The organism is Streptomyces sp. 12E (assembly GCF_055633275.1).
Genome location: NZ_JBVNCJ010000001.1, coordinates 5335686 through 5353093 on the forward strand (window position 1 = coordinate 5335686; position 17408 = coordinate 5353093).

General features: G+C 71.0%; 13 protein-coding genes and 1 pseudogene. 6 read left to right on the plus strand and 8 right to left on the minus strand.

What is annotated here, in order from left to right; translation table 11 throughout:
* Window positions 1-244: 244 nt before the first annotated feature.
* The gene (gene gabT / locus ACZ8ZB_RS24735; protein WP_470739824.1) at window positions 245-1579 is read left to right on the plus strand and encodes a 4-aminobutyrate--2-oxoglutarate transaminase; all 1335 of its coding nucleotides are present in this window, start codon (window positions 245-247) and stop codon (window positions 1577-1579) included.
* A gap of 429 nt (window positions 1580-2008) precedes the next feature.
* A complete protein-coding gene (locus tag ACZ8ZB_RS24740) occupies window positions 2009-2656 on the plus strand; it encodes a phosphatase PAP2 family protein (RefSeq protein ID WP_470739825.1) in 648 nt (215 codons plus the stop codon).
* A gap of 27 nt (window positions 2657-2683) precedes the next feature.
* Here the strand turns inward: ACZ8ZB_RS24740 and ACZ8ZB_RS24745 are convergent.
* The 6 genes and pseudogenes from ACZ8ZB_RS24745 to ACZ8ZB_RS24770 all read right to left on the minus strand — a co-directional run.
* Window positions 2684-2914, minus strand: a pseudogene (locus ACZ8ZB_RS24745) (FAD-dependent oxidoreductase); the annotation flags it as partial.
* Window positions 2915-3091: 177 nt separating this feature from the next.
* Window positions 3092-3892, minus strand: coding sequence for an ABC transporter permease (locus ACZ8ZB_RS24750; protein WP_470739826.1), 801 nt, complete (start codon window positions 3890-3892; stop codon window positions 3092-3094).
* Window positions 3893-4825 carry an ABC transporter permease gene (locus ACZ8ZB_RS24755; protein WP_470739827.1) on the minus strand — a complete coding sequence of 311 codons (933 nt, stop codon included), beginning with the start codon at window positions 4823-4825 and terminating at the stop codon, window positions 3893-3895.
* Window positions 4825-6018, minus strand: coding sequence for an ABC transporter ATP-binding protein (locus ACZ8ZB_RS24760; RefSeq protein WP_470739828.1), 1194 nt, complete (start codon window positions 6016-6018; stop codon window positions 4825-4827). The genes ACZ8ZB_RS24755 and ACZ8ZB_RS24760 overlap by 1 nt, the downstream gene beginning before the upstream one ends.
* Window positions 6019-6022: 4 nt before the next feature.
* Window positions 6023-7270, minus strand: coding sequence for a polyamine ABC transporter substrate-binding protein (locus tag ACZ8ZB_RS24765; RefSeq protein ID WP_470739829.1), 1248 nt, complete (start codon window positions 7268-7270; stop codon window positions 6023-6025).
* A gap of 50 nt (window positions 7271-7320) precedes the next feature.
* Entirely contained in the window at window positions 7321-8856 is a 1536-nt protein-coding gene (locus ACZ8ZB_RS24770) for a gamma-aminobutyraldehyde dehydrogenase (protein WP_470739830.1), read from the minus strand.
* A gap of 198 nt (window positions 8857-9054) precedes the next feature.
* Between ACZ8ZB_RS24770 and ACZ8ZB_RS24775 the strand changes: the two genes are divergently transcribed.
* Entirely contained in the window at window positions 9055-9663 is a 609-nt protein-coding gene (locus ACZ8ZB_RS24775) for an NADAR family protein (RefSeq protein ID WP_470739831.1), read from the plus strand.
* Window positions 9664-9727: 64 nt separating this feature from the next.
* On the opposite strand, the gene ACZ8ZB_RS24780 is transcribed toward ACZ8ZB_RS24775, so the two are convergent.
* Together ACZ8ZB_RS24780 and ACZ8ZB_RS24785 are read right to left on the minus strand one after the other, a co-directional pair.
* Entirely contained in the window at window positions 9728-10180 is a 453-nt protein-coding gene (locus ACZ8ZB_RS24780) for a DUF4190 domain-containing protein (RefSeq protein WP_470739832.1), read from the minus strand.
* A 199-nt stretch (window positions 10181-10379) separates the two neighbouring features.
* The gene (locus ACZ8ZB_RS24785) at window positions 10380-13220 is read right to left on the minus strand and encodes a glycoside hydrolase family 3 C-terminal domain-containing protein (protein ID WP_470739833.1); all 2841 of its coding nucleotides are present in this window, start codon (window positions 13218-13220) and stop codon (window positions 10380-10382) included.
* A gap of 358 nt (window positions 13221-13578) precedes the next feature.
* Between ACZ8ZB_RS24785 and ACZ8ZB_RS24790 the strand changes: the two genes are divergently transcribed.
* Genes ACZ8ZB_RS24790 through ACZ8ZB_RS24800 form a run of 3 tightly spaced genes read left to right on the plus strand, consistent with a single transcriptional unit; the run spans window position 13579 to window position 17267 of the window.
* On the plus strand, window positions 13579-15273 hold the full coding sequence (locus ACZ8ZB_RS24790; RefSeq protein WP_470739834.1) for an extracellular solute-binding protein: 1695 nt from the start codon (window positions 13579-13581) through the stop codon (window positions 15271-15273).
* 27 nt (window positions 15274-15300) lie between these two features.
* Window positions 15301-16335, plus strand: a complete 1035-nt coding sequence (locus ACZ8ZB_RS24795; protein ID WP_470739835.1) for an ABC transporter permease — start codon at window positions 15301-15303, stop codon at window positions 16333-16335.
* Complete coding sequence (locus ACZ8ZB_RS24800) at window positions 16332-17267, plus strand: carbohydrate ABC transporter permease (RefSeq protein ID WP_470739836.1); 936 nt, start codon at window positions 16332-16334, stop codon at window positions 17265-17267. Before ACZ8ZB_RS24795 ends, ACZ8ZB_RS24800 begins: the two co-directional genes overlap by 4 nt.
* Window positions 17268-17408 lie beyond the last annotated feature (141 nt).

A 17408-nucleotide genomic window follows, 5' to 3' on the forward strand; every position in this document is an offset into this window, starting at 1 on the left:
TCCCTCGGCGCCTCAGGGGCCCGGGCGGTGCCCCCGGGGCGATGGGGGTTCCTCCGCCCGGGCGGAGCCGGGGATGGGGCAGGCGCCCCGCGAACGCGGGTGGGTGAACCCGCCCTCGCTATGTCCACCGCGGACAACCCCACCCCCCGGACAGCGCCCACATGGAGCATGCCCGCCCCCCGCTCCCCGCCCTAGCCTGCGAGAAAAGAACGCACGTGTCCGAAACACCCCCCAGGAGCCCCGCATGACCGCACTTCCGCAGGAGCGCCGCGTCGTCACCGCCATCCCCGGACCGAAGTCGCAGGAGCTGCAGGCCCGCCGCACCGCCGCGGTCGCGCAGGGCGTGGGCTCCGTGCTGCCCGTGTTCACCGCTCGCGCGGGCGGCGGCATCATCGAGGACGTCGACGGCAACCGGCTGATCGACTTCGGCTCCGGCATCGCCGTGACCTCCGTCGGGGCCTCCGCCGAGGCCGTCGTCCGCCGTGCCTCCGCCCAGCTCGCCGACTTCACCCACACCTGCTTCATGGTCACGCCGTACGAGGGCTACGTGGCCGTGGCCGAGGCGCTCGCCGAGCTGACCCCGGGCGACCACGCCAAGAAGTCCGCGCTGTTCAACAGCGGCGCCGAGGCCGTCGAGAACGCCGTGAAGATCGCGCGTGCGTACACCGGGCGGCAGGCGGTCGTCGTCTTCGACCACGGCTACCACGGCCGCACCAACCTCACCATGGCGCTGACCGCGAAGAACATGCCGTACAAGCACGGCTTCGGACCGTTCGCGCCCGAGGTGTACCGCGTCCCGGTCGCCTACGGCTACCGCTGGCCGACCGGTCCGGAGAACGCGGGCCCGGAGGCCGCCGCGCAGGCCGTCGACCAGATCTCCAAGCAGGTCGGCGCCGAGAACGTGGCCGCGATCATCATCGAGCCGGTGCTCGGCGAGGGCGGCTTCATCGAGCCGGCCAAGGGCTTCCTGCCCGCGATCAGCAAGTTCGCCGAGGACAACGGCATCGTCTTCGTCGCCGACGAGATCCAGTCCGGTTTCTGCCGCACCGGCCAGTGGTTCGCCTGCGAGGACGAGGGCATCGTCCCGGACCTGATCACCACCGCCAAGGGCATCGCCGGCGGTCTGCCGCTGGCCGCCGTCACCGGCCGCGCCGAGATCATGGACGCCGCGCACCCGGGCGGCCTGGGCGGCACCTACGGCGGCAACCCGGTCGCCTGTGCGGGCGCGCTCGGCGCCATCGAGACGATGAAGGAGCTGGACCTCAACGCCAGGGCGAAGGCGATCGAGGGCGTCATGAAGGCCCGCCTCACCGCCATGGCCGAGAAGTTCGACATCATCGGCGACGTCCGCGGCCGGGGCGCGATGATCGCCATCGAGCTGGTCAAGGACCGCGCCACCAAGGAGCCGAACCCCGAGGCGACGGCCGCGCTGGCCAAGGCCTGCCACCAGGAGGGCCTGCTGGTCCTGACCTGTGGCACCTACGGCAACGTGCTGCGCTTCCTGCCCCCGCTGGTCATCGGCGAGGACCTGCTGGGCGAGGGCCTCGACATCATCGAGCAGGCGTTCGCGCGCATCTGAGCCGGTATCGGGGCAGGTGAGCCGCCCCGGAGCGGCTGCCGGGCCCGGTGAGCGGCAGAGCGTGTGAAGAAGGTGTGCGGGGTGGATGGCAGGAGCCCGTCGGCCCTGTCGCGGGGCCACCCCCTGCCGTAGGTTTCTACCCGGATGAGAGATACACCCCGCCCGCAGGGGACTGCGGGCGGAGCCGGGCCGGGGCCTCCCCAGCTTCGACCTGGTCGTGCCTCGCGCACACGAACCGGGGCCCGAGGGCTCCGGGTCTCCTCACGATCGGACGGTCGCCCGCCCCAAACCCCCCGGGGCGCGCGACGTTCCGGTCCGGACGGCCGTCCGGGCATCTCGTACGGCAAGCCGTTCCCCGAAGGGCCGACGCACTCCCCCCGCGCCGGCCCTTCGGCGTGCGCCGGGCTCCGACCTGCGAAGCTGTGCACCATGCTGCTGCTCGGACCGCCCGTCCTCCTCTTCGCGCTGATCACCTGGCAGGTCGTCGCCGACGGTCCGCTGGTCGGCCTCGACGAGCGGCTGAGCCGGACGCTGGTCCGTCCGGACCGGGCCTCCGAACTGCTCGCCGACCTCGGCAACGTCCAGGTCGCCGTGCCGGTCCTGGTGGTCGCGCTGGCGTACGTCGCCCGCCACGGGCGCGCCACGGGCCGGGACCGCTGGTGGCTGCCGCCCGCCGCCGGGGCACTGGCGATGGTGCTGGTGCCGGCGCTGGTCGCGCCCCTGAAGGAGTGGACCGACCGCCCCGGCACCCCGGCCGTGCCCCCGGCGGCCGGCTACTACCCCTCCGGGCACACGACCACCGCCGTCGTGGCGTACGGCGCGGCGACGCTGCTCCTCCTCCCGCTGCTGCGTTCGCCGGCGGTGCGTCGCGCGCTCGTCGCGGCCTGCGCCGTCCTGGTCGCCGGGGCCTCGTACGGACTGGTGCGCCGGGGCTACCACTGGCCGCTGGACGTGGCGGCCGGCTGGTGTCTCGGCGCGGTGCTGCTGATCGGCCTGTGGCTGCTGGCCGGCCGGGGCCGCCGCGGGCCCGGCGGGGCCCACGTCCCCCGGACCGGTGCCGGCGGGAGTACCGGCTGACCGGTCCGGCGGCCCCGGCCCGCCGGCTCAGCTGTCGAAGCCGAGGCCCAGCCGGTCCATCGTCCGCAGCCGCGGGTCGCGCCGCCCGCCCTGCGCGTCGGCCCTGGCCGGCGACCACTCGGTGAGGGCGATGCCGGTCCGGGCGAACGGCTCCGGCGGGAACGGCAGCGGCTTCCTGCGCACCACCTCCAGCTCCGTGCGCTCGGTCCGTTCCTCCGCCAGCAGGTCCAGCATCACCTCGGCGCCGAAGCGGGTGGCGGCCGACGACCAGCAGGTCGCCGGTCCCGGCGCCGGTGAGGGCGGGCTCGGGTGCGGGCCGGCCGGGGTCGTCCAGCCAGCAGGAGACCGGCCGGGCCTCGGAAAGGGATCTCGTCCAACGGCTCATGGCGCTCGGGGCCATGATGTCGACTCCCCCCAGGGACTGCGGCTGTGTCGCTATGCCTTCTGCCGGTTGCGGCGGTTGCCGACGGCCATGGAGACCAGCACCAGGAGGACGGCGATGACGAACATGGCCGTGCCGATGACGTTGATCTGCACGGGGGTTCCGCGCTGCGCGGAGCCCCAGACGAACATCGGGAAGGTGACGGTCGAGCCGGCGTTGAAATTGGTGATGATGAAATCGTCGAAGGAGAGCGCGAAGGCGAGCAGCGCGCCGGCCGCGATGCCGGGGGCGGCGATCGGCAGCGTGACCCGCAGGAACGTCTGGACCGGGCCGGCGTACAGGTCCTGCGCGGCCTGTTCGAGGCGGGGGTCCATCGACATCACGCGCGCCTTCACGGCGACCACGACGAAGCTGAGGCAGAACACGATGTGGGCGATCAGGACCGTCCAGAAGCCCAGCCGGGCGCCCATGTTGAGGAACAGGGTGAGCAGTGAGGCCGCCATGACCACCTCGGGCATCGCCATCGGCAGGAAGATCAGCGAGTTCACGGCGGAGCGGGCGCGGAAGCGGTAGCGGACCAGCGCGAAGGCGATCATCGTGCCGAGGAGGGTGGCGCCGAGCGTCGCCCACAGCGCGATCCGGAGGCTGAGCGACAGCGAGGCGCACAGTCCGGAGACGCCGCAGGGGTCCTTCCACGCCTCGGTGGAGAATTCCTGCCACGTGTAGTTGAAGCGCCCCTTCGGATCGTTGAAGGAGAACACGGTGACGACGATGTTCGGCAGGAGGAGGTACGCGAGGGTCAGCAGCCCCGCGATGACGACGAGACGGCGCTTGAGCCAGTTGACGAAGGCCATTTAAACCAGATCCTCCGTGCCGGACTTGCGGATGTAGAGCGTGACGACGACGAGAACGGCGGCCATCAGGAGGAACGAGAGCGCCGCGGCCGTCGGATAGTCGAGGATCCGCAGGAACTGCGACTGGATGACGTTGCCCGCCATGCGGGTGTCGGTGGAACCGAGCAGATCCGAGTTGATGTAGTCGCCGGACGCCGGGATGAAGGTCAGCAGCGTGCCGGAGACCACGCCCGGCATCGACAGCGGGAAGGTGACCCGGCGGAAGGTGGTCGACGGCGTGGCGTAGAGGTCGTTCGCCGCCTCGTGCAGCCGGGGGTCGATCCGCTCCAGCGAGGTGTAGAGCGGCAGGATCATGAACGGCAGGAAGTTGTACGTCAGACCGCAGACCACCGCGAGCGGAGTGGCGAGCACCCGGTCGCCGGCGGTCCAGCCGAGCCAGGCGGTGACGTCCAGGACGTGCAGGGTGTTCAGGGCGTCGACCACCGGGCCGCCGTCGGCGAGGATCGTCTTCCAGGCGAGGGTGCGGATCAGGAAGCTGGTGAAGAACGGCGCGATCACCAGGATCATGATCAGGTTGCGCCAGCGTCCCGCGCGGAAGGCGATCAGGTACGCCAGCGGGTAGCCGAGCAGCAGGCACAGCACGGTCGCGGAGGCCGCGTAGAGCACCGAGCGGACGAACTGCGGCCAGTACTCGGACAGCGCGTCCCAGTAGGTGGCGAAGTGCCAGGTGACCTCGTAGCCCTCCTCCAGGGAGCCCGTCTGCAGGGACGTGGAGGCCTGGTAGATCACCGGCAGCGCGAAGAACACGAGCAGCCAGAGCAGGCCGGGCAGCAGCAGCCAGTACGGCGTCCAGCGGCCCCGCCCGCGCGGCTTGCGCGGTGGTTCCGTCTCCGGGACGGGCGCCACGGGGGACGCCTGGGGGAGCGTGGCCATCAGCCGGCCTCTTCCTCGACGCTCTCCGCACCCGCGGGGCCCACCGTCCCGGCAAGCAGGGACTGCGCCGCGTCCAGGCCGAAGGTGTGCGCCGGGTTCCAGTGCAGGACGACCTCGGCGCCCGGTACCAGCCGGGCGTCGCGGTCGATGTTCTGGACGTAGACCTCGAAGCCGGTACAGACCGGGCTGTCGACGACGAACTGCGTGGAGACGCCGATGAAGCCGGCGCCGGTGATCCGGCCGGTGATCCGGTTGCGGCCCTCGGGTATCCCGCCGGCGTCGTCGGCGTGGGTGAGGGAGATCTTCTCCGGGCGCACCCCGACCAGCACCTTGCCGCCGGCCGTCGTGGGCGCGCTGTTGCGGGCCTCGGGCAGCACGAGCCTGCCGCCGCCCGCCTTCAGCACGAGCTCTCCGCCGGACGCCGAGTCCACCTCGGCCTCGATGAAGTTGGAGGTGCCGAGGAAGTCGGCGACGAAGGCGGTGCGCGGGTTCTCGTACAGGTCGGCGGGGGAGCCGAGCTGCTCCACCCGGCCGGCGTTCATCACGGCGACCGTGTCGGCCATGGTCATGGCCTCCTCCTGGTCGTGCGTGACGTGCACGAAGGTGATGCCGACCTCGGTCTGGATGCGCTTGAGCTCCAGCTGCATCCGGCGGCGCAGCTTCAGGTCGAGGGCGCCGAGCGGCTCGTCGAGCAGCAGCACCCTGGGGTGGTTGATCAGGGCGCGGGCCACCGCGACCCGCTGCTGCTGGCCGCCGGAGAGCTGGTGCGGCTTCTTGCGGGCCTGCTCACCGAGCTGGACCAGCTCCAGCATCTCCTCGACCTGCTTCTTCACGCTCCTGATGCCGCGCCGGCGCAGACCGAAGGCGACGTTCTCGAAGATGTCGAGGTGCGGGAAGAGGGCGTAGGACTGGAAGACCGTGTTCACCGGCCGCTTGTACGGCGGCAGCGCGGTGACGTCCTGGTCGCCGAGGTGGACGGTGCCGCTCGTGGGCTCCTCCAGGCCGGCGATCATCCGCAGGGTGGTGGTCTTCCCGCAGCCGGACGCGCCGAGCAGGGCGAAGAAGGAGCCCTGCGGGACGGTCAGGTCCAGGGGGTGCACGGCGGTGAAGGAGCCGTACGTCTTGCTGATCCCGGTGAGGCGGACGTCCCCGCCGCCGTGGCCGGCCGTGGTGGTGTCTTCGGTGGTCTTCATCTCGTCACGCCCCAGTGAGCTTCGCGAACTTCTCTTCGAATTCCGTCTCTTCCTCGGCGCTCAGGGAGCGGAAGGCACGGGACTTGGCCTGCATGGCCTTGTCGGGGAGGATCAGCGGATTGTTCGCCGCGTCCTCGTCGATCTTCGCGAGCTCGTCCTTGACCCCCTCGACCGGGCAGACGAAGTTGATGTAGGCGGCGAGCTCCGCGGCGGCCCGCGGCTCGAAGTAGTAGTCGATCAGCCGCTCGGCGTTGGTCTTGTGGCGGGCCTTGTTGGGGACCAGCAGGTTGTCGCTGGACATCATGTAGCCGCTGTCGGGGATCAGGAAGCCGATGTCCGGGTTGTCCGCCTTCAGCTGGACGACGTCCCCGGCCCAGGCCGCACAGGCGGCGAAGTCGCCCTTGCTGATGTCCGCGGTGTAGTCGTTGCCGGTGAAGCGGCGGATCTGGCCCTTGTCGACGGCCCTCTGGAGCCGGGCGAGCGCCGCGTCGTAGTCGTCGGCGGTGAACTTCTCCGGCTCCTTGCCCATGTCGAGCAGGGTCAGACCCATGGTGTCGCGCATCTCGGTGAGCAGTCCGACCCGGCCCTTGAGCTTCGGGTTGTCCAGCAGGTCGGAGAAGGTCTTCACCTCGACGCCGTCGAGCGCCTTCTTGTTGTAGGCGATGACGGTCGCGATGCCCTGCCAGGGGTAGGAGTAGGCGCGGCCCGGGTCCCAGTCGGGGCTGCGGAACTGGGGCGAGAGGTTGGCGAAGGCGTGCGGGAGGTTGGCGGGGTCGAGCTTCTGCACCCAGCCGAGGCGGATCAGGCGGGCGGCCAGCCAGTCGGTGAGGACGACGAGGTCGCGGCCGGTGTCCTGGCCCGCGGCGAGCTGCGGCTTGACCTTGCCGAAGAACTCGCTGTTGTCGTTGATGTCCTCGGTGTACTCGACCGCGATGCCGGTGCGTTTCGTGAACGCCTCCAGCGTGGGGTGACGGCGCCCGCTCTCGTCGACGTCCATGTACTCGGTCCAGTTGGAGAAGCTGACCGACTTCTCCTTCTCCGAGTGGTCCTCCGCCGGGACACCGCCCTGGGTGTCGCCGGCGGCGGGGATGCCGCAGCCGCTCAGCGCGCCGAGTCCGCCGACCGCGAGCGCGCCGCCCGCGGAGGCGCGCAGCAGGGACCGGCGGGACAGGGCCGCCCTGCCGTCGCGGAGGCTGCGCCGCACGGCGGCCGCCCGGGCCGGGGAGAGGCGGTCGGGCTCGTACTGCTCCATGCGCGTGGTGCCCTTTCGGGAGGATGGCCGCGGGTCGGGCGGCCTGGCTGCTATCGGTCCCCGAAGACGGTGCGGTGCCAGTCCTTGCGGACCACCGCGGTGTTGTCGAACATGACGTGCTTGACCTGCGTGTACTCCTCGAACGAGTAGGCGGACATGTCCTTGCCGAAGCCGGACGCCTTGTAGCCGCCGTGCGGCATCTCGCTGATGATCGGGATGTGGTCGTTGATCCACACGCATCCCGCCCTGATCTCGCGGGTGGCGCGGCCCGTGCGGTACACGTCCCGGCTCCAGGCGGAGGCGGCGAGCCCGTAGGGGGTGTCGTTGGCCAGTGCGATGCCCTCGTCGTCGGTGTCGAAGGGCAGGACGACCAGCACCGGCCCGAAGATCTCGGACTGCACGACCTCGCTGTCCTGCGGCGCTCCGGTGATGAGCGTGGGGCGATAGTACGCGCCGTCCGCCAGCTCGCCCAGGGGTGCTTCGCCGCCGGTCACCACGCGCGCGTAGGCGCGCGCCCGGTCGACGAAGCCGGCCACCCGGTCGCGCTGGGCGTGCGAGACCACCGGGCCCAGGTCGGTGCCGGGGGCGAAGGGGTCGCCGAGCCGGACGGTCTCCATCAGGGCGGCGGTGCGCTCGACGAACGCCTCGTACAGCGGGCGCTGCACGTACGCGCGGGTGGCGGCCGTGCAGTCCTGGCCGGTGTTGATCAGTGCGCCCGCGACCGCGCCGTTGACGGCGGCGTCGAGGTCCGCGTCGTCGAAGACGACGAAGGGGGCCTTGCCGCCGAGCTCCAGGTGGAGGCGCTTGACGGTGGCGGTGGCGATCTCGGCCACCCGCTTGCCGACGGCGGTGGAGCCGGTGAAGGAGGTCATGGCCACGTCGGGGTGGCCGACCAGGTGTTCGCCCGCCTCCTCGCCGGTCCCGGTGACGATGTTGACCACACCGTCCGGGAGGCCCGCGTCGGTGGCGGCCTGGGCGAGGAGGAGCGAGGTCAGCGGGGTGAGCTCGGCCGGCTTGAGGACGACGGTGTTGCCCGCGGCGATCGCCGGGAGGATCTTCCAGGCGGCCATCTGGAGCGGATAGTTCCAGGGCGCCACGGAGCCCACGACGCCGATGGGCTCACGGCGGACGTAGGAGGTGTGGTCGCCGGAGTACTCGCCCGCCGACCGGCCCGTGAGGTGGCGGGCGGCCCCGGCGAAGAAGGCGATGTCGTCGATCGTGCCCGGCACGTCGAACTCGCGGCTCAGCTTCAGGGGTTTGCCGCACTGCAGCGACTCCGCGCGGGCGAAGTCCTCCGCGCGCTCGGCGACGACGGCGGCGAACCGGTGCAGGGCGTCGGAGCGTTCACCGGGTGTGGCGCCGGCCCACCCGGCGAACGCCTCGCGCGCGGCGGCGACGGCCGCGTCGACGTCGTCGGGGCCGGCGAGTTCGTACGTGTACGCCTCGGCACCGGTGGCCGGGTCGACGACCGCGTGGGTGCGGCCCGAGGTGCCCTTCGCCAGGCGGCCCGCGACGAACTGCGCGCCGTCCGCGAACCGGTCCCGGGCGGGAAACCGCTCCGGGGTGGTGCTGCCCGGGTCGTGCATGTCGCTCTCCTCCGTGTCCCCGAGGGGGGCGGCGTGACTCCAGCTCGATTTGAGTGCCGATCCTGACAGAGTGATAGAACTCCAACAAGTGATTCCGTTGTTTCCTTTTGGTTACGCGACGGAATCTGTCGACCAGGTGTCGAGTTGCCACGGAAAAGGCAGGACGGAGTGTCAGTGGTTGCTGCCAGACTCGCGTACATGGAGAGGATCACGGGGACGACGTACTCGCGGGAGACGCTGATCGAGGCGGTCCGTGCCGGGGCGCGGATCAGGTATCTGCACTTCTGGGGGCACCGGCCCCTGCCCGACGGCCGGATCGGGGCGAGCTGTCTGAGCCAGTGGTGGCCGTCGCCGTTCACGGTGGACGGCGTGGAGTACGCGACCGCCGAGCACTGGATGATGGCGGCCAAGGCCCGGCTGTTCGGGGACCGGGAGGGGGAGCGGCGGGTGCTGGCCGCGGGGCACCCCTCGCAGGCGAAGAAGGCCGGACGGCTGGTGCGGGGCTTCGACGAGGAGACATGGCGCCGGGAGCGGTTCGGGATCGTCGTCGAGGGCAGCGTGCACAAGTTCGCGGCCCACGACGGCCTGCGGGCCTTTCTGCTGGGCACGGGCGAGCGAAGCGAGACGGGGGTCCCCCCGGCCGGAGGCTGGGGGAGGGTCCTGGTCGAGGCGAGCCCGGTGGACCGGGTGTGGGGCATCGGCCTCGCGGCCGACGACGAGCGGGCGTGTGATCCGGAGCGCTGGCGGGGCCCGAACCTGCTGGGGTTCGCGCTGATGGAGGCCCGCAGACGACTGCGCACCGGCTGAACGGACGCCTCCGCACACGACGGAGGGCCGGTCCGCGCGGACCGGCCCTCCGGGGGACGGGCGGTCAGGACGCGGCGCCTCCCATGACACTGGCGAACAGCAGGATGCCGAGCAGCGGCAGGATCACCGTGGCCACGATGCCGCAGACGAGCCCGGCGGTCGCCGCGCCCTTGTTGGTGGCCTCGCCGCGGCTCGCCTTCCCCCGGCCGACGGCGCCGAAGACGATCGCCAGGATGCCCAGGATCACGCCGAAGAACCACAGGAAGAAGGTGAGGCTGCAGACCAGGCCGATGATGCCCAGCACCAGTCCGGTGGTCCCCATGCCGTTGCTCGGCTGCAGGGGCATGCCGTAGCCGGGCGTCTGCGGGTAGGGCGCGGGGGGCATGCCCTGCGGGGCGGGGCCCGCCGGGTAACCGTAGGAAGGGCCGGACTGCGGATGGCCGTACCCCGGACCCGGCTGCTGCGGGGGCTGGGACGGCGGCCCGAACCCACCGGGTGCGGGATTGGTGCCGGACATGAAGACGCTCTCCCCTCCGTTAAAACTGACCTCGGCATCATAGGGACTGCGCGGCTTCCCGAGGGACGGGTCGGGTCCCAGGGCCCGGACCGCCTCCGGAAGGGCGCCGCTCCGGGAAGCCCGCGCCCGACGGGAAGGGGCCCGGCACCGGTTCCCACCGGTGCCGGGCCCCATCATCGCGCCGGCCGCGTCCGGACCCTCAACCGGAGAAGCCGACGTGCGCGAGCCGCAGCGGGCCGCGCAGTCGCAGGCGCACGTCGTGCACACCGTCGACGACGGCGAGGGACGCGCGGAGCGTGGTGTAGTCGTACGGCCCCGACGTGGGCGCCTCCGGGGACAGCTCGGCGAGCACCGGTCCGCCGTCGAGGGACAGTTCGACCGTTCCCCCGCCGGAGACCTCGACGGTCACCTCCGTCGCCCCGCCACCGAAGTCGCAGCCCCGGAAGAGCAGTTCGCCTTCCTTGCCGGCCGCGGCGGTGACCGAGTCGCCCACCGTCTTCGTCCGGTCGACGATCTCGATGCCGCTCTGCTCGTCGAAGTCGGCGCCGTCCAGACCGTGTGCGAGCACGGTGCGCGGAGCCGCCGGCTCGCCCTCCAGCGTCACGGTGGCCCGTGCGCGCACGTCCTCGCTGGAGGCCCCGGCCAGCAGCTCGTACGCCCCCGGCTCCACCCGCCACCGGCCCGCCGCCACGTCCCAGAACGCGAAGGCGGACAGCGGCAGCACGAAGGACAGCCGGGCCGACTCCCCGGGCGCCAGCGTCACCCTCCGGTGCGCCAGCAGCTCGCGGCGCGGACGCGGGACCGAGGGGTGCACGGCCCGGGCGTAGAGCTGGGGCACCTCGTCGGCGGTGACGTCACCGGTGTTGGTGACGGCGAAGGAGACGTGCACCGCCGACCCGACGACGTCCGCCGTCAGCTCCCCGTAGGAGAAGTCCGCGTACGACAGGCCGTGCCCGAAGGGGAACAGCGGCGTGCCCTCGAAGTACAGGTAGGTCTGCCGGCCGCCGATCACGTCGTAGTCGAGGAGGTCCGGCAGGTCGGCGTCGTCGGCGTACCAGGTCTGCGGCAGCCGGCCGGCGGGGGAGACGTCGCCGGCGAGCACGCGGGCCAGCGCGGTGCCCGCGGCCTGCCCGCCGTGCGCGGTCCACAGCAGCGCCGGGAGGTCCGCCGCGTCCACCGCGTACGGGTAGGCGGAGGTCAGCACCAGCACCGTGTTCGGGTTGGCGGCGCGGGCCGCGCGCAGCAGCCGCTCCTGCTGGGCGGGCAGCCGCAGCGTCGTCCGGTCCTCGGTCTCGCGCCCGTTGATGTGCGGATCGTTGCCGGCGACCACCACGACCACGTCGGCGTCGGCCGCGGCGCGCGTGACCGCGTCCTGCCCGCGCTCGACGACGACCAGGTCGAAGACCTCGGGATCCTCCTCGGCAACCTTCACGCCGTCGGCGGCGACCTGCACGTGGCGTCCTGTCCCCACATGCCTGAGGAGGTGACCGTCCCCGTGCGGTTCCAGCCGGAACGTCTCCTGCACGACCCAGCCGCCCGGCTGGTCGGCGGAGGCGCGCAGGTACCCGTCCTCGGCGACGGAGAGGTAGCGGCCGTCGGGCGCCCGCAGGGTGAGCACGCCCTCGCCCCAGTCGGCCAGGGCGAGCTCGGTGCCGTCCGCCCCGGCGGTGAGCGGCGGCAGGTCGGTGCGGCCGGCGAGCAGTGCCGGGTCGAGCGCGCCCTCGGCGCCACGTGCCGCCCCGGGGGCCTCGGGGGCCGGCGGGACGTGCAGGAACGTACCGGCGGAGGTCTTCAGCAGTACCCGGTCCACGCCTTCGGCGAACTCCACGCGCTCGGCGCCGAAGCGCTCGCGGAGGCCCTCCAGCGGGGTGACGCGGTGGATGAGGCTGCCGCTGTACCAGTCGAGCTTGCACTCGTCGGCGAGCAGTCCGACGACCGCGACCCGGGCGTCCGCGGTGAGCGGCAGCGCGCCGTCGTTCTTCAGCAGGACGATCGCCTGCTCGGCGGCCTCCTGGGCGAGCGCCCGGTGCTCCGGGGTGTCGAAGGGCTGCTCCCCGGCGTACGGGTCCGCGCCCGGGTCGAACTCGCCGAGCCGGAACCGCACCGAGAGCTGACGGCGTACGGCCGCGTCGACGTCGGCCTCCGTCAGCAGACCCCGCTCCAGCGCGCCCTTGATACGTCCGATGATCGTCGAGCCGTCGGTGCCGTGGTCGGTGAAGCTGTCCACCCCGGCCCGCAGGGCCGCCGCGGTGGCCTCCTCGTGGGTGTCGAAGTAGTGCTCGGAGTCGACCAGGTTGGACGGGGCTCCGGCGTCCGAGCAGACCAGCAGGTCCTCCTCGGTCCAGGTGCGCAGCTGCTCGCGCAGATACGGCGACACGTGGTTCGGGCGGCCGTTGACCAGGTTGTACGCCGGCATCACGCCGGCCACCCCGCCCGCCTCGACGGCCTCGCGGAAGGCGCGCAGGTCGTACTCGTGGAGCACGCGCGGGCGGACGGAGCTGGAGGTGGTGTCGCGCTCCGTCTCGTTGTTGTGCGCCAGCCAGTGCTTGAGGACGGGGGCGGTGCGCCAGTACACCGGATGGTCGCCGCGCAGGCCCTGGGTGTAGGCGGTGGCGATCGCCGAGGTGAGCTTCGGGTCCTCCGAGTAGCCCTCCTCGTTGCGGCCCCACAGGGGGTGGCGCAGCAGGTTGACGGTCGGCGCCCAGACGTTGAGGCCGACGCGCTCGTCGCGGGCGCGCATCGCGCGGACCTCGCGGGACACCGCCTCGCCGACCCGGCGCACCAGTTCCTGGTTCCAGGTGGCGCCCAGGCCGACGGCCTGCGGGAACACCGTCGCCGGGCCCATCCAGGCGACGCCGTGCAGGGCCTCCTGCCCGGTGCGGAAGGCGGCGACGTCCAGACGCTCGACGGCCGGCGCGAACTGGTGCAGAAATCCGATCTTCTCGTCGAGGGTGAGCCGCGACAGGAGGTCGTCGATGCGCTTCGCGAACGACAGGGTCGTATCGCGGAAAGGCGGCGTAGGCGGCATTTGTGCGGTCACGTGGAGTTCCCCTCGGGATGGAGCGACGAGGCGCTTTCGAAGCGCTTCGATGCTCATTCGGGGCAGGGGTGGGTGTCAAGGGATCCAGGACACCGGATCGATCGCCTCGTGGGTGACCCATGGACATGATGGCTGCATCGCGATCGTGCATACATCCGAGGAATCTTGGATGTGACCCTTGTGTGCCCCTGGGTGTTCACTTAACCTCGCAGCAACATCGAAGCGCTTCGACTGAGAGGCCCGCCTTTCCGGCGCACCTTCCGCCGAACCACCGCTTCGGCTCAGCCAGTTCCACCGAAGACACCACAGCCGACAGCCACCTGCCGGGTGTCCTGGTGCGCCATGAAGGGTTGACGCAATGACGCCGAACGCCGCCCCCACCTCCTCCGGACCGAGCCGGAGAAGCTTCCTCGCCTCCACGGCGGTCGCCACCGCAGCGGTGGCCGGAGGAGTGCCGCTGCTCGCCGCGTGCGGCGGGTCCGACGGAGGTTCGCGGGACGGCACCACGTCGGGCAAGGACGCCAAGAAGATCCTCCCGGCGTACGTGGCGAGCCACGTGGTCACCCCCGACATCCCCAGCAAGAACGGTTCCGCGGTCGGCTTCACCAGCAAGCTCGACCTGGCGGGCCTGAAGACGTCGGTGCCGAAGAAGCTAGGCAAGGGCGGCAAGGTCACCGTCATGTCGCCGTTCTGGGGCTCCCCGCCCAAGGACGACAACGCCTACTACACGTCGATGAACGACCTCATCGGCGTCGACGTGGTCTGGCAGAACCAGGACGGCAACACCTACGACCAGAAGCTCGGCGCCGTCCTCGCCTCCAGCGAGGTGCCCGACGTGGTGGTCGTGCCCGGCTGGAACATGACGGGCAAGATCCCCAGCGCCATCATCAGCAAGTTCGCCGACCTCGGCCCGTACCTGTCCGGCGACGCCGTCAAGGACTACCCGAACCTCGCGGCGATCCCCACCGACGCCTGGCAGCGGTCCATCTTCGGCGGCAAGCTGCGCGGCCTGCCCATGCCGTCCTCGTACGTCACCGGCATCGTCCCGCTCTACCGTCAGGACATCTTCGAGAAGGAGGGCTACGAGGTCCCCCGCTCGTGCGACGAGTTCATGGAGCTGGCCAAGGACGCCACCAACGCCAAGGCCAAGCGCTGGGCCTGCCTGGACATGAAGTGGACCGCCTTCAACGCCTTCGGGGTGCTCTCCGGCAACGAGAAGTCGCTGGGCTGGAACCTGGTCGACGGCAAGCTGGTCTACCGCATCGAGACCGAGGAGTACCTCGAGGCCCTGGAGTGGACGCGCAAGCTGTTCGCCGCCGGCGTCGTGCACCCGGACGCCGAGCTGGGCAAGAGCAACGCCACCGACCCCGGCCCCAAGTTCGCCGCCGGCGAGTTCCTGATCTACAACCAGGACATGTCGCAGTGGTGGAGCCGCACCGCCGAGCAGGCCACCCAGAACCCCGAGTTCAAGATCTGGGGCATGGACTTCTTCGGCCACGACGGCGGCGACCCCACGCTGTGGGCGCAGAACCCGGCGAGCATCTTCGCCTTCGTCAACAAGAAGGCCTCCGAGGCCGTGATCCGCGACGTGCTGGCCGTCGCCAACGTCACCGCCGCGCCGTACGGCACCAAGGAGTACATGGCCACCAACTACGGCGTGGAGGGCACCCACTACACCGTCAAGGACGGCGTGCCCACCAAGACCGACCAGGGCAACATCGACGTGATGAACGCCTACGTGATGGTCGCGAGCCCCGCCGCCACCATCGCCCACCCCGACTTCCCCGAGGTCGCCAAGGGACAGGTGGAGTGGCAGCAGCGGATGGGCGCCTTCACCAGGAAGCCGTCCTTCTACGGCATGCAGATCACCGAGCCCGCCCGCTACACCAACCTCTCCAACGACTTCGAGCAGCTGGAGGACGACGTCGTCCGCGGCCGCAAGAAGGTCAGCGACGTGCAGCAGGCCGTCTCCGACTGGAAGAGCAAGGGCGGCGACGAGCTCCGCGACTGGTACAAGAAGATCCTCGACGAGAACGGCCCGGCGGCCGGCTGACCGGGGACCGAGGCAAGGAGAACCGCCGTGTCCCACAGCACGGTGCCTCGGACCGACACCGAGGCCGAAGCGACGGAGAATTCCCCGGCGGCGCACGGCGGCGCCACCGGGGCCACGAAGAAGCCACCCGCCGGGAAGCTCAGCCTGCGGCTGAGGTTCCGACGCGACCGCGTCCTGCTGCTGATGACGCTGCCGGCGATCCTGCTGGTGCTGCTCTTCAACTACGTGCCGATCCTCGGCAACGTCGTCGCGTTCCAGGAGTACGACCCCTACGTCAGTGACAACGGGGTCGTCTCCATCCTGCACAGCCCGTGGGTGGGCCTGGAGAACTTCCAGCGCATCTTCGAGGACTCCGCCTTCTGGAACGCGGTGCAGAACACACTGGTGCTGTTCTTCCTCCAGCTGGTGCTGTACTTCCCGATCCCCATCCTGCTCGCGCTGCTCATCAACAGCGTGGTCAGGCCCCGGGTGCGGGCGGTCTCGCAGGCGATCCTCTACCTGCCGCACTTCTTCTCGTGGGTGCTGGTCATAGCCGTCTTCCAGCAGCTGTTCGGCGGCGCCGGGCTGCTGTCCCAGCTGCTGCGCGACCACGGGTACGACGGGCTCAGCCTCATGACCGACCCGGAGACCTTCAAGTTCCTGGTCACCGCGCAGAGCGTGTGGAAGGACGCCGGCTGGGGGATCATCGTCTTCCTCGCCGCGCTGGCCTCGGTCAGCCCCGACCTGTACGAGGCCGCCGCGATGGACGGCGCGAACCGCTGGCGCCGCATGTGGCACGTCACGCTGCCCGCGCTGCGCCCGGTGATCGCCCTGCTGCTGGTGCTGCGCGTCGGCGACGCCCTGACGGTCGGCTTCGAACAGATCCTGCTGCAGCGCGACATGGTCGGACCGGAGGCCTCGGAGGTCCTCGACACCTTCGTGTGGTGGAACGGCGTGCGCAACCAGGACTTCGGCTACGCGGCCGCCGCGGGACTCGTCAAGGGCGTCATCAGTCTCGGCCTGGTCCTGATAGCGAACAAGGTGGCCCATCTCATGGGCGAGCAGGGGGTGTACAAGAAGTGAGCGCCGTCATCGACAAGCCCGCGCGCACGCCCGGCCGCTGGGCGGCCCCGCCGCGGCCGGTGTGGGAGGAGAAGCCCAGCCGGGCCGGGCTCGCCGGCAAGGGGCTGGTCCTGCTCTTCGCCTGCCTGGCCATCCTGTTCCCGCTGTGGATCGTCGTGGTCACCAGCCTGTCCACGCGCAAGGCCATCGACGAGGCCGGCGGGCTGGTGATGATCCCGACGGACATCACCTTCGTCGCCTACCAGGAGCTGCTCAGCGGCGGCCAGGTCACCCGGGCCGCGCTCGTCAGCATCGGCATCACCCTCGTCGGCACCGTGTTCTCGATGGTGGTGTCGGTGCTGTGCGCCTACGGGCTGTCCCGCAGCGGCTCCCTGGGCCACCGCTGGCTCCTCATGGTGCTGCTGGCCACGATGTTCTTCAGCGCCGGCCTCATCCCCACCTACCTGCTGGTGCAGTCCCTGGGCCTGACGGACACCTACCTCGCGCTGATCCTGCCCAGCGCGATCAGCGTCTTCAACATCCTGGTGCTGCGCGGCTTCTTCATGGGCATCTCGCAGGAGCTGATCGACAGCGCCCGCATCGACGGCGCCGGGGACCTGCGCATCCTGTGGCAGATCGTGCTGCCGCTCTCCCGTGCGGTCGTCGCGGTGATCACGCTGTTCTACGCCGTCGGGTACTGGAGCGCCTGGTTCAACGCCTCCCTGTACCTGAACGACCAGGACATGCTGCCGCTGCAGAACGTCATGATCCAGCTGGTACAGAAGCAGGAGGCGCCGGTCGGCCTGGGCCAGGCGATCAAGACCGGTGAGCTGTCCGGTCTCGCCGTGCAGATGGCCGTCATGGTGATGGCGTTGTTGCCGGTGGCCGTGTTGTCGCCGTTCGTCCAGAAGCACTTCAAGAAGGGCATGCTCACCGGTGCGGTGAAGGGCTGACGCCCTTGTCCTTCCGGGGGCTGCGCGGTCGTTCGGCCGCGGGTTCGCCGTGGCTGGTCGCGCCCGCGCGGCAAAGCCGCATGCCGGACACAGCCCCGCGCCCCTGAAGCGTCTCCGCTCACTCCCGATGCGAGGTCACCC

Excerpts from the sequence above, each read along its gene's own strand:
- ACZ8ZB_RS24750 (WP_470739826.1), bottom strand. The coding sequence starts at position 3,892 with ATGGCCTTCGTCAACTGGCTCAAGCGCCGTCTCGTCGTCATCGCGGGG.
- ACZ8ZB_RS24765 (WP_470739829.1), bottom strand. The coding sequence starts at position 7,270 with ATGGAGCAGTACGAGCCCGACCGCCTCTCCCCGGCCCGGGCGGCCGCC.
- ACZ8ZB_RS24790 (WP_470739834.1), top strand. The coding sequence starts at position 13,579 with ATGACGCCGAACGCCGCCCCCACCTCCTCCGGACCGAGCCGGAGAAGC.
- ACZ8ZB_RS24755 (WP_470739827.1), bottom strand. The coding sequence starts at position 4,825 with ATGGCCACGCTCCCCCAGGCGTCCCCCGTGGCGCCCGTCCCGGAGACG.
- ACZ8ZB_RS24775 (WP_470739831.1), top strand. The coding sequence starts at position 9,055 with ATGGAGAGGATCACGGGGACGACGTACTCGCGGGAGACGCTGATCGAG.
- gabT (WP_470739824.1), top strand. The coding sequence starts at position 245 with ATGACCGCACTTCCGCAGGAGCGCCGCGTCGTCACCGCCATCCCCGGA.
- ACZ8ZB_RS24760 (WP_470739828.1), bottom strand. The coding sequence starts at position 6,018 with ATGAAGACCACCGAAGACACCACCACGGCCGGCCACGGCGGCGGGGAC.
- ACZ8ZB_RS24740 (WP_470739825.1), top strand. The coding sequence starts at position 2,009 with ATGCTGCTGCTCGGACCGCCCGTCCTCCTCTTCGCGCTGATCACCTGG.
- ACZ8ZB_RS24780 (WP_470739832.1), bottom strand. The coding sequence starts at position 10,180 with ATGTCCGGCACCAATCCCGCACCCGGTGGGTTCGGGCCGCCGTCCCAG.
- ACZ8ZB_RS24770 (WP_470739830.1), bottom strand. The coding sequence starts at position 8,856 with ATGCACGACCCGGGCAGCACCACCCCGGAGCGGTTTCCCGCCCGGGAC.